We start from the raw sequence: 11,026 nt of genomic DNA, 5'->3' as shown, positions 1-11,026 counted from the left end.
CGACGGCCCCGCCGGGACGCCGGCCCCGGCTACGGTTGGTCCGCATGACGCACACCGAAACCGAGGTCACCGCGGAGCTCGTCCGGGACCTGTTACGCGACCAGCACCCCGACCTGGCGGACCGCCCCGTGCGGTTCGGCGCCCGCGGCTGGGACAACCAGCTGTGGCGGCTCGGGGAGGACCTCGCCGTCCGGCTGCCCTGGGCGACGCCGTCCGCGGACGCGCTGCTGCGCAAGGAGCACGCCTGGCTGCCCGCCCTCGCCCCGGCCCTGCCGCTGCCCGTTCCCGTCCCACAGCGCATCGGCGAGCCCTCCGAGAGGTTCCCGCGTCCCTGGATCGTCACCACCTGGGTCCCCGGCGAGCCCGCCGACCGGGCCCCGGCCACGAACGCCGCCGACGCGGCCGAAGGGCTGGCCGCCTTCCTGACGGCTCTTCACCGACCGGCCCCCGACGGGGCACCTGTGGGCAACTACGGCCGCGGGGGGCCGTTGGCGGCCGTCGCCGACGGGTTCGCCGAGGGGCTGGCCTCGGCCACCGAGCAGGGGCTGATCCCCGACCCGGACGCCGTCCGCGCGGTCTGGGAGGACGCCGTCGCCGCGCCCGTCTGGGCGGGCCCGGCGCTGTGGCTCCACAGCGACCTCCATCCGGCCAACGTCCTCACCGCCGACGGCACCTTCTGCGGCGTGATCGACTTCGGTGACCTCTGCGCGGGTGATCCGGCCTGCGACCTCGCCGCCCCCTGGATCCTGCTGCCGGACGGCGCCGCCGACCGCTTCCATGCCGCCTACCGGCCGACCGCGGACGACGCGACCCTGCGCCGCGCCCGCGGCTGGGCCGTCCAGCGCGCCCTCGGCGGCATCCTCATCGGCGAGGCCGGCGTCCGGGGCCGCCCGGGCGGCAAGCCCACCTGGGGCCCACCCGCCCGGGCCGCGCTGCGACGGCTCGTGGCGACGGCGGGCTGACCGGCCCGGCCGCCGCCGGCTCAGCCGAGGGAGGAGACGGACGGGACGACGACCCCGTAGAGATCGGCGATCGTCGCGAGCGCGGCGTGGTGGAGCTGCTCGGCGGACACCTCGGCGACCGGCGTGCGCAGCGGCCGGGTCGCGCAGGCGTCCGCGACGACCGTCGGCCGGTTTCCCCGCAGGAACGCGCCTTCCGCGGTGAAGGCCACGCACATGTGGGTCATGAACCCGGCGAGGATGACGTCCTTGTGGCCGGCGGCGTCGACGTGGTCGCCGAGGTCCGTCTCGACGAACCCGTTGGGGACCGTCTTGACGACCACGGGTTCGCCGTCGACGGGAGCCACCCGGGGGTGGATCCGGCCGATCTCGGCCCGGATGTCGTACGGGCTCCCCTCGCCGCCGTCGTTGACCACATGGATGACCTTCGCCCCGGCCGCACGGGCCCGGGCGAGCAGCGCGGCGGCGGCGTCGAGGGCGGCCTCCCAGCCCGTCAGCTCCATCACGCCCCGGGTGTAGGTGTTCTGGCAGTCGATCAGGATCAGCGTCGCTTCCGCCGCAGACGCCGGGCCCTGGTCGAGGCCGCTCAGATCGCGCAGGGTCGTCTTGGACATGGAAATACCCTCCTGGGGTGTCACGTCGAGGTGCCGGCCGCGGAGCGGCGGCCGTGCTCTCCACGCTATGAGCCGCCTCGGATGTCGGCAATGTCATCCAACCCGCAGAAACCGACATACGGTGGGTCCTGACACGGCCGTCGTCGCACCGAACGGAGACCCCTTGAGCACCGTCGGACGGTTCATCGTCGTCGTCCTCTTCGACGGCGTCGACCTGCTGGACGTCACCGGACCGCCGGAGGTGTTCGCCCTGCTGCAGCGGGAGCTGGGCGAGGCGTCGGGATACCGCGTCGCCCTGGCCGCCGAGACCATGGACCCCGTCACCACCTCCGCCGGGGTCCGGATCCTCCCGGACACCACCTTCCGGGAAGTGGCGGGGCGGAGCATCGACACCCTGCTGGTGCCCGGGTCGGTCGAGGTCGACGGCCGCGGCCGGGTACGGGCCCTCGCCGACCCCGCCGTGGTCGACCGGGTACGGACCCTCGCCGCCACGGCCCGGCGCGTCGCATCCGTCTGCGTGGGCGCGCACATCCTCGCGGACGCCGGGCTGCTGGACGGCCGGCGGGCCACCACCCACTGGTCCACCGCCCGCCAACTCGCCGACGAGCACCCCTCGGTCGAGGTCGACGCCGATCCGATCTTCATCCGGGACCAGGACGTGTGGACCGGCGCCGGAATCAGCGCCTGCCTCGACCTCTCGCTCGCCCTCGTCGCCGACGACTTCGGCGAGGCCGTCGCCCTGCGCGTCGCCCGCCAGCTGGTGATGTACCTGAAACGGCCCGGCGGACAGAGCCAGTTCAGCGTCCCGCTCGAACCGGTGTCGACGACCCGCCGCATCGAGGACCTCCGCCACCACGTCATGCGGAACATCGCCGAGGAGCTCACCGTCGCCGACCTCGCCGAACAGGCGCACGTCGGCGAACGGCAGCTCACCCGGATCTTCAAGACGGAACTGGGGACGACCCCGGCCGCCTACATCGAATCGGCCCGCGTCGAAGTGGCCCGGAACCGGCTGGAGTCCACGGACGACACGCTCGAACGAGTCGCGACCGTCTGCGGCTTCCGCACGACCGACACCCTCGTCCGCGCCTTCCGCCGCAAACTCGACACGACGCCGACGGAGTACCGCAACCGCTTCCGGGCTGCCTCGGCAGGCTGACCGGCACCCGGCTCAGGCCGCCGGGAAGGCCAGCAGGGCCACCGGGGCCGAGGTCGGATGCGGCGAGCCGCCGGCCGGTTCGACGGTGACGCCCATCCCCGACGCCGCGTTGACCGGGCCGTCGAGCAGGGTGGCCGTCGCCGGGGTACCGGTGCCCATCAGCCCCGCCGAACGCATCTTCCCGCCGCCGTCGTTGTACCAGAGCTGGTACACCTTCCCGCCGGGCGGCGCCGGCAGGCCGGAGGCCGCGAAGACCGCCTGGTTGCGGGAGGCCGAGACGACCACCGTGCCCACCGCGCCGCCCCGCAGCGGCGCCGTGGCCACCCGGGCGTCGGCGGCCGCGAGGACCGAGCCGACGGCATCGTTCGCGAGACGGGCCTGCTGCGCCTGCTGCCGGGCGTCCTCGGCCTGCTGGTACTGCGCCACCGCGACACCGCCGAGCGCCACGGCCCCCGCGATGCAGGCCGCCAGGGCCCAGTTCGACACCGGCCGCCAGCGGGGCCGTACGTGGCCGCCGCGCGTGGCCCTGACCGTCGAGGGCCCTTCCTGGCGCACCGTCGCGATCCGGCGCATCACCTCGTCCCGCAGCGCGGGACTCGGCTGCGCCGCGACGGCGAGCCCGAGGCGCGCGGCGGTCTCGGAGAACTCCCGGACCTCCTGCGTGCAGGACACGCAGTCGGCGAGGTGCCGCTCGACGGCGGCCCGTTCGTCCGGTTCCAGGGCGTCGAGCGCGTACGCACCCGTCAATGTGTGCGGATCCGTGGTGTTCACACGCCCACCCCCAGGCAGTCTCGGAGCCGGATGAGCCCGTCGCGCAGCCGTGTCTTCACGGTACCCAACGGCAGGGCCAGCAATTCCGCGACCTCCCGGTGGGTCAGGCCGCGGTAGTACGCCAGGGTGACCGACTGGCGCTGCAGTTCGCTGAGTCCGTGCATGCAGCGCCGTACCTGCTCGCGCTCCAGCCGGGACTCCACCTGCTCCACCACCTCGTCGTAGGCCGTGGTGTGGTCCAGCAGGGCCGCCCGCTTCTCGCGGTTGGTCGACGCCTGCGCGGAACGCACCCGGTCGACGGCCCGGCGGTGGGCCAGGGTCAGCACCCAGTTCATCACCGAACCCCGCGCGGGCTGGTAGCGGGCGGCGGTCCGCCAGAGCTCGACCAGTACCTCCTGGGCGACCTCCTCGGACTGGGCCGGGTCCCGCAGCACGGTCCGTACGAGGCCCAGCACGGGGCCCGACACGGCCTCGAAGACGGCCGTGAACGCCTGCTGATCACCGCGGGCCACCCGGCCCATCAGTTCCGGCAGGTCGGGAGCGGCCGACGGATGCCGGCCTATGCGCACGTTCTCTCTCACCGGGGAGGTCCTCCAGGAGTACTCGGTTGCACAGCTCATTCGGAGCCGCGGGGCTGGCGGATAGGTCGCGGCGGACATGTGTCTTCGGCAGCCCCCGAAACGCTGTTCGGCGGCTTGTGCGGGTCGCCACTCGTTCGGGTGATGGGGCCATCCGGATGGGGGCCGGTGCCGAATAGGCGGCGTGATTCACCGATGGGTGAGTCCCAGACGCAGGAGAGACCATGAGCATTCACACCTTCCGCCGTGCCACCCTCGCCGTGACGGCCGCAGTGCTGCTTCCGCTGGCACTGTCCGCCTGTTCGGAGGAGAGTACGAGTAATCAGGGTGCGGCCGCGCCCGACGCCCTCTCCTCACCCCAGCCGGTCGGCCAAACCGGCACCGGCGCGGGCGGTCCGTTCGGCCCGGCGTGCGCCTCGGTGCCCAAGAGCGGCGCGGGCTCCTTCGACGGCATGGCGCAGGCCCCGGTCGCCACCGCCGCCTCGAACAACCCGGCGCTGTCGACCCTGGTCACGGCCGTGAAGAAGGCAGGCCTGGTGGACACCTTGAACAACGCCCAGGACATCACGGTGTTCGCCCCGACGAACGACGCGTTCGCGAAGATCCCGAAGGCGGACCTGGACAAGGTCCTGGCCGACAAGGCGACCCTGACCAAGATCCTCACGTACCACGTCGTCGGCGAGAAGCTCACCCCGCAGCAACTGGGCGGCGGATCCTTCCAGACCCTCCAGAAGGGCATGATCACCACCAAGGGCTCGGGCACCGCCTACCAGGTGAACAATTCCTCCAAGGTGGTCTGCGGCAACGTCCCCACCGCCAACGCCACCGTCTACATCGTCGACACGGTCCTCATGCCCAAGTAGGCGCGCTCCGGACGATCAGCTCGTGGGCGGCGGTCCGTGCATCCAGCCGGACCGTGCCCCCGGAAGAACTCCGGGGGAGTACCCGCGACACCCGATCGGAGCAACTCCATGACGGACGCACAAGGACCCTCGGCCCCGGGCACACGGTGCCTGGTCACCGGAGCCACCGGCTACATCGGCGGCCGGCTCGTCCCCGAGCTCATCACCGCGGGCCACCGGGTGCGCTGCCTCGCCCGCACCCCGGAGAAACTGCGCGACCATCCCTGGGCCGGGCAGGCGGAGATCGTCCGCGGCGACGTCACCGACGCCGCGTCGCTCGCCCCCGCCCTGCGGGACGTGGACGTCGCCTACTACCTCGTGCACGCCCTCGGCACCGGGCGCGACTTCGAGCACACCGACCGCCTGGTCGCACGGACCTTCGCCGAGCAGGCCCGCGCCGCCGGCGTCCGCCGCATCGTCTACCTGGGCGGACTCACCCCGAGCGGGGTTCCCGACCGGGACCTCTCGCCCCATCTGCGCTCCCGCGCCGAGGTCGGGCGCATCCTCCTCGACTCCGGCGTCCCCACCACGGTGCTCCGCGCCGCCGTCATCATCGGCTCCGGTTCGGCCTCCTTCGAGATGCTCCGCTACCTGACCGAGCGGCTGCCCGTGATGGTCACCCCCAGCTGGGTGCGCACCCGTATCCAGCCCATCGCCGTCCGCGACGTCCTGCGCTACCTGGTCGGCAGCGCCCGCATGCCCGCCGACGTCAGCCGCGCCTTCGACATCGGCGGCCCCGACGTCCTCACCTACCTCGACATGATGCGCCGCTACGCCCGCGTCGACGGGCTGCCCCAGCGGCTCATCCTGCCCGTACCGGTCCTCACCCCGCGGCTCTCCAGCCACTGGGTCGGCCTGGTCACCCCGGTGCCCCGCGCCATCGCCCGCCCCCTCGCGGAGTCCCTCAAGTACGAGGTCGTCTGCGACGAGCACGACATCGCCACCTGGGTGCCCGACCCGCCCGGCGCCCCCCTCGACTTCGACACGGCCCTCACCTACGCCCTCCAGAAGGTCCGCGACGCCCAGGTCCTCACCCGCTGGTCCTCCGCCTCCGTGCCCGGCGCGCCGAGCGACCCGCTGCCCACCGACCCCGACTGGGCCGGCGGCAGCCTCTACTCCGATGTCCGCGAACGCACCGTCGAAGCCTCGCCGCAGGCCCTGTGGCGGGTCGTGGAGGGGATCGGCGGGGAGAACGGCTGGTACTCCTTCCCGCTCGCCTGGGCCGTCCGCGGCTGGTTCGACCGGCTCGTCGGGGGCGTCGGACTGCGCCGCGGCCGCCGGGACGCCGCACACCTGCGGGTCGGCGACTCCCTGGACTTCTGGCGGGTCGAGGAGATCGAGCGCGGCCGGCTGCTCAGGCTCCGCGCCGAGATGCGGCTGCCCGGCCTCGCCTGGCTGGAGATGTACGCCGAGGACGACGGGGACGGCCGCGCCCGGTACCGGCAGCGGGCGCTCTTCCACCCGCGCGGCCTGGCCGGCCACCTGTACTGGTGGACCGTCTCGCCGTTCCACGCCGTGGTCTTCGGGGGCATGGCCCGCAACATCGCGCGCACGGCGGAGGCGGGTGACGACCGCGGCCCGGCCGCGGCCCCGGGATCCGCCGCATCCCCCGCGAACGCTGCATCCGCGGCGGCCGCCCGCGCCGAATGACGGGCAAGGCCAGCCCAGTGACCACCGTGCGACCCCTCCCGCGTCCGCCCGGTGGCCCGATGCCAGGAGCAGCACCATGAACGTCTCGGTCGTCCTGTTCACCTCGGACCTGCGCGTCCACGACCATCCGCCGCTGCGCGCCGCGCTGGGACCGGGGAACGAGACCGTTCCGCTCTTCGTCCGGGACCCGGCGGTGGACCGCGCCGGCTTCGCGGCGCCCAACCGGCTCGCCTTCCTCGCGGACTGCCTGGCCGGACTCGACTCCGGGCTGCGCGAGCGCGGCGGCCGGCTCGTGGTGCGCTCGGGGGACCCCGTCGCCGAGGTGTGCGCCGTCGTACGGCAGACCGACGCCGACGAGGTGCACATGGCGGCCGGGTGCAGCGCCTTCGCCCTGCACCGCGAGCAGCGGCTGCGCAGCGCCCTGGAGGCCGACGGGCGGCGCCTGTACGTCCATGACGGCGTGGTCACCGCCCTGCCCGCCGGAGCCGTGACACCGAGCGGATCCGACCACTTCGCCGTCTTCACCCCGTACTTCAGGCGCTGGTCGGGCGAGCGGCTGCGCGAGCCGCTCGCGCCGCCGCAGGAGGTCCGGGTGCCCGGCGGGATCCGCTCCGAGGCGCTCCCGGCCCGCGCCGCGGTCGCGTCGGTCTCCGAGGGCCTGGCCACCGGGGGCGAGCGGGAGGGCAGGCAGCGGCTCGCGGACTGGCTGGGGGAGTACGCCGACGGGTACGAGGAAGGCCACGACGACCTTCCCGGCGACGCCACCTCCCGGCTCTCCCCGTACATCCACTTCGGCGCGGTCTCGGCGGCCGAGGCCGTGCACCGGGCGCGGTCCCGGGGCGGGGCGGGCGCCGAGGCCTTCGTACGGCAGCTCTGCTGGCGCGACTTCCAGTACCAGCTCCTCGCCGCCCGCCCCGGGGCCGCCGCCCGGGACTACCGCACCCGGGCCGACCGCTGGCGGCGGGGCAAGGCGGCCGAGGCCGACCTGCTGGCCTGGAAGCAGGGCCGCACCGGCTACCCCGTGGTGGACGCGGCCATGCGCCAACTCGCCCACGAGGGCTGGATGCCGGGCCGGGGCCGGCTGCTCGCCGCGTCCTTCCTGACCAAGACGCTCTACATCGACTGGCGCGCCGGAGCCCGCCACTTCCTCGACCTGCTGGTCGACGGCGACGTGGCCAACAACCAGCTCAACTGGCAGTGGGTGGCCGGTACCGGTACCGACAGCCGCCCCAACCGGGTGCTCAACCCGGTGATCCAGGGCAAGCGGTACGACCCCGACGGCGCGTACGTGCGGCGCTGGGTCCCGGAACTCGCCGGACTGCCGGGCCCCTCGGTCCACGAGCCCTGGCGGCTGGCCGGCCCGGAACGGGCCCGGTACGACTACCCGGACCCCCTGGTCGGGCTCCCGGAGGGGCTCGCCCGCTTCCGGCGGGCCCGCGGCAAGGACGGCCCCTGACACCACCGGCTGTCGGAGGCCACCGCCGGGTGCCAGACTGGACTGGTGTTCGGAAGACGCCCGGTCCGGGCCCGTCACATGTCCGCCGTCACCCTCGCCGTCGCCCTCGCGCTGTGCACGGGGGCGGTGCCCGCGGCGGCCCGGGACGACGGGGACGGTCCGGCCCGCCCGGTGGACATCGGTGGCGGCCGCCGCGTGCTGCTGGACTGCCGCGGCTCCGGGTCCCCCACGGTCGTGCTCGTGTCCGGTGCCAGGGGTGCGTCGGACGAGTGGACGCACATCGCGGACGCCGCGCGTCCGGAGGTCGCTCCGAGGCCCGATCCGTCGGCGGTGCTCCCGCAGACCGCCCGGTTCACGCGGGTGTGCGCCTACGACCGTCCCGGCACGACCCGGCTGGACGGTACCCCGGGCCGCTCGACGCCGGTCACCCAGCCCACCACGGCGGCAGCGGGCGTCAGGGACCTGCGGGCGGTGCTCGCCGCGGCCGGTGAGCACCCGCCGTACGTACTGGTCGGTGCCTCGTGGGGAGCGATGACCGCCTCGCTGTTCGCGCGTACCGAACCGGCGCGGACCGCCGGGCTGGTGACCGTCGACGGTGCCTCGCCGTTCCTCGAGGACACCCTGACACCGGCCCAGTGGTCGGGATGGATGGACAAGATCCGGGCCATGGACACCGGGAAGGGCCTCGAAACACCCGACTACCCGGCCGCCGTGCGGGAGCTGCGCGGGGCGCCGGCCCTGCCGCGCGGCCTGCCCGCCGTCGTGCTCACCTCCGACCACCCGTGGGACCTCTCGGTCGGCGGCGGATCGACCTGGCCGGCCTGGCTGGCCGCCCAGCGGCGCCTGGCCGAGGACCTGCGGGCCCGGCACGTCACCGACACCGACAGCGGCCACGGCATCGCCGTCGAGCAGCCGCGGATCGTCGCGCGGGCGATCCGCGACGTGGTCGAGCAGGCCCGTGCCGGTCAGGAGCGTTGAGGAGCCGCTCCGCCGCCTCCGCCCGCCGGGGACGACGCCGCCTCGCACAGCCCGCGCAGCAGGCCCAAAGCCTCCCGCAGTCCGCCGGGGCGCAGCATGCCCGGGGCGGGTACGGGCCCCGCCCAGCCGGGGCCCGCCAGGAGGACCGTGGTCCGGGCCCGGGCGCCCTTGACGCCCCAAGCGGTGTCGGCGACGTGCCGGGCCAGGGCATGGTGCGCGGTGGAGCGGGCCTGGGCCCACAGCACCACCGCGACGGGTCCCGTCCGGCGCACGGCCTGGTCGAGCGCCTCGGGCGGCACGGCCGCCCCGAACATCCGGGCGGGCAGGCCAAGTTCGGCGAGACCGGCGGCGAGCGCCTCCAGCGGGAGCGTGTGCTGCTCGCCCGGTACGCACGCCAGCAGGATCGGGGGAGCGCTCGCCCGGGGCCCGGACAGCGCCCCGATGCCCACGCGGCGCAGCGCGGTCGAGACGTGCCAGGAGAGCAGGTGCTCGACCTCGACGTACTGGTCGCCCGAGGTCTCCCACTTGCGCCCCACGGCGTGCAGGGTCGGCACCATCACCTCCTCCCAGGTGGTGACCAGGCCGTACGCGCCGATCAGGGAGCCGAGCAGCTCGTCCATGGTCGGTGAGTCGAGGCGGACGGCGGCCCGGCCCAGCCCCCGGCACTCCTGGCGCACGTCGCCGAGCGGCAGGCCGTTGCCGGATCCCGGCTGACGGGCCGGTGCGGCGGTGGCGGTGGCGGCCGCGGGCGCGGTGGGCGCGGTGGGCACCGTCCCCGCCCGGGCGGCGCGCGCGGCCTCCGCGGGCGGCACCCCCGACGCGGTCAGGCGGCACATCTCCTGCAGGACGGCGATGTCCCCGGAGGTCCACCGCCGGTGCCTGCCGTCCTCGCGGGCGGCCGGCCCGATGCCGTACCGGCGGTCCCACGAGCGCAGGGTCGTGGGGGCGACCCCCAGCCGGCGTGCCACGGCTCCGGTGGTCACGCCGTGCGCGGGCTCTGCGGCCTCTGCGGCCTCTGCGCGCTCGCCGGGCTGTGCGGGCTCGTTCATGTCTCCATCATGCGACGCACAACCGATGCGAGTGGAATCGATGCACGGACGGGCCGGAATCTGGACGGGAACCGGTCCCGGCCTTAGGAGGTGTCTTGCCGATCAGGCCGGGCTCGCGGCGCCCGGCACCGCGCCTCGCCGCGTTGTCCTCGGTCGGCGACGCTCCGCGTCGCCTCCCTCGTCCGCCTTGCGATCCACGGCACCGACCACCGCTCCCTGATCCGCCCTGATCGACAAGACACCCCCTAGGAGCAGTCGCCATGACCGCACAGAGCGTCACCGCCCGGCCGTCCCCCGTGTCCGCGCCCCGGGAGCAGCTTCTCGACCACGAGGTCGCCGAGGGTTTCGTACGCGGCGACGAGCGGTGCCTGAGCGCCGCGTACCGGCGCTGGGGCGGGCTCGTCCTCGCCCTGGCGACCCGCACCCTCGGCGATTCCAGGGAGGCCGAGGACGTCAGCCAGCAGGTCTTCCTGGCTGCCTGGCAGGGTCGCGCCAACTACCGGCCGGAGCGCGGCCCGTTCCCCGGCTGGCTGGTCGGCATCACCCGCCGGAAGATCGCCGACGCGCTCACGGCCCGTACCCGCAGGCTCGACCTGGTCGCCGCGGCCGGCGCCGCCCTGCCGCCCACGGGCGAGCCGGCGGCGGGTCCGGAGACCGTCCTGGACCGGCTGCTCGTCACCGGCGAACTGGCGAAGCTGCCCCGCGCACAGCGGGAGGTACTCGCCATGGCCTTCTACGCGGACCTCACCCAGGCCCAGATCGCCGAGCGCACCGGACTGCCGCTGGGCACCGTCAAGAGCCACGCCCGGCGGGGGCTGCACCGGATGCGCCACTGCCTCGGCGGCGAGGCGCGCGGGGGCAGCGGCCGTGGTGGGAGCGGGGGAGCCGGCCCGTCCCCGGCAGCCGTCGA

10 protein-coding genes and 1 pseudogene are annotated in these 11,026 nt (G+C 74.7%); 7 read left to right on the top strand and 4 right to left on the bottom strand.

Going from position 1 to position 11,026, the window contains the following annotated elements:
• The first annotated feature begins 44 nt into the window (after positions 1 to 44).
• On the top strand, positions 45 to 962 hold the full coding sequence (locus tag JYK04_RS08760) for an aminoglycoside phosphotransferase family protein (protein ID WP_189734613.1): 918 nt from the start codon (positions 45 to 47) through the stop codon (positions 960 to 962).
• Between the two features lie 20 nt (positions 963 to 982).
• Here JYK04_RS08760 and JYK04_RS08755 read toward each other — a convergent pair whose 3' ends face one another.
• Positions 983 to 1,573, bottom strand: a complete 591-nt coding sequence (locus JYK04_RS08755) for an isochorismatase family protein (RefSeq protein ID WP_189734611.1) — start codon at positions 1,571 to 1,573, stop codon at positions 983 to 985.
• 163 nt (positions 1,574 to 1,736) lie between these two features.
• On the opposite strand from JYK04_RS08755, the gene JYK04_RS08750 reads away from it, so the two are divergent.
• Positions 1,737 to 2,732: a GlxA family transcriptional regulator gene (locus JYK04_RS08750; protein ID WP_189734609.1), complete on the top strand. Its 996-nt coding sequence runs from the start codon at positions 1,737 to 1,739 to the stop codon at positions 2,730 to 2,732.
• 12 nt (positions 2,733 to 2,744) lie between these two features.
• Here JYK04_RS08750 and JYK04_RS08745 read toward each other — a convergent pair whose 3' ends face one another.
• Positions 2,745 to 3,503, bottom strand: a complete 759-nt coding sequence (locus tag JYK04_RS08745; protein ID WP_189734607.1) for an anti-sigma factor — start codon at positions 3,501 to 3,503, stop codon at positions 2,745 to 2,747.
• Positions 3,500 to 4,084, bottom strand: a complete 585-nt coding sequence (locus JYK04_RS08740; RefSeq protein ID WP_268254137.1) for a sigma-70 family RNA polymerase sigma factor — start codon at positions 4,082 to 4,084, stop codon at positions 3,500 to 3,502. Before JYK04_RS08740 ends, JYK04_RS08745 begins: the two co-directional genes overlap by 4 nt.
• A 221-nt stretch (positions 4,085 to 4,305) precedes the next feature.
• On the opposite strand from JYK04_RS08740, the gene JYK04_RS08735 reads away from it, so the two are divergent.
• From JYK04_RS08735 to JYK04_RS08720, 4 genes are all read left to right on the top strand, one after another.
• Positions 4,306 to 4,944, top strand: a complete 639-nt coding sequence (locus JYK04_RS08735) for a fasciclin domain-containing protein (RefSeq protein ID WP_189734603.1) — start codon at positions 4,306 to 4,308, stop codon at positions 4,942 to 4,944.
• A 108-nt stretch (positions 4,945 to 5,052) separates the two neighbouring features.
• Positions 5,053 to 6,633 carry an SDR family oxidoreductase gene (locus JYK04_RS08730; protein ID WP_189734601.1) on the top strand — a complete coding sequence of 527 codons (1,581 nt, stop codon included), beginning with the start codon at positions 5,053 to 5,055 and terminating at the stop codon, positions 6,631 to 6,633.
• 76 nt (positions 6,634 to 6,709) lie between these two features.
• Positions 6,710 to 8,089, top strand: coding sequence for a cryptochrome/photolyase family protein (locus tag JYK04_RS08725; protein WP_189734599.1), 1,380 nt, complete (start codon positions 6,710 to 6,712; stop codon positions 8,087 to 8,089).
• Positions 8,090 to 8,134: 45 nt separating this feature from the next.
• Positions 8,135 to 9,067 carry an alpha/beta fold hydrolase gene (locus tag JYK04_RS08720; RefSeq protein WP_189734597.1) on the top strand — a complete coding sequence of 311 codons (933 nt, stop codon included), beginning with the start codon at positions 8,135 to 8,137 and terminating at the stop codon, positions 9,065 to 9,067.
• On the opposite strand, the gene JYK04_RS08715 is transcribed toward JYK04_RS08720, so the two are convergent.
• Entirely contained in the window at positions 9,055 to 10,116 is a 1,062-nt protein-coding gene (locus JYK04_RS08715) for a MerR family transcriptional regulator (RefSeq protein ID WP_189734595.1), read from the bottom strand. The two genes, JYK04_RS08720 and JYK04_RS08715, sit on opposite strands and share 13 nt — an antisense overlap.
• Positions 10,117 to 10,376: 260 nt before the next feature.
• Between JYK04_RS08715 and JYK04_RS08710 the strand changes: the two are divergent.
• Positions 10,377 to 10,958: pseudogene (locus JYK04_RS08710) on the top strand (sigma-70 family RNA polymerase sigma factor); the annotation flags it as partial.
• Positions 10,959 to 11,026 lie beyond the last annotated feature (68 nt).

This window comes from Streptomyces nojiriensis (assembly GCF_017639205.1).
Taxonomy (GTDB): Bacteria; Actinomycetota; Actinomycetes; order Streptomycetales; family Streptomycetaceae; genus Streptomyces; species Streptomyces nojiriensis.
This window is presented reverse-complemented; position numbering and strand designations above follow the sequence as displayed.

What these genes read in the sequence shown, in the direction of transcription:
- JYK04_RS08760 (WP_189734613.1), top strand. Translation starts at nt 45, where the DNA reads ATGACGCACACCGAAACCGAGGTCACCGCGGAGCTCGTCCGGGACCTG.
- JYK04_RS08755 (WP_189734611.1), bottom strand. Translation starts at nt 1,573, where the DNA reads ATGTCCAAGACGACCCTGCGCGATCTGAGCGGCCTCGACCAGGGCCCG.
- JYK04_RS08735 (WP_189734603.1), top strand. Translation starts at nt 4,306, where the DNA reads ATGAGCATTCACACCTTCCGCCGTGCCACCCTCGCCGTGACGGCCGCA.
- JYK04_RS08730 (WP_189734601.1), top strand. Translation starts at nt 5,053, where the DNA reads ATGACGGACGCACAAGGACCCTCGGCCCCGGGCACACGGTGCCTGGTC.
- JYK04_RS08725 (WP_189734599.1), top strand. Translation starts at nt 6,710, where the DNA reads ATGAACGTCTCGGTCGTCCTGTTCACCTCGGACCTGCGCGTCCACGAC.
- JYK04_RS08715 (WP_189734595.1), bottom strand. Translation starts at nt 10,116, where the DNA reads ATGAACGAGCCCGCACAGCCCGGCGAGCGCGCAGAGGCCGCAGAGGCC.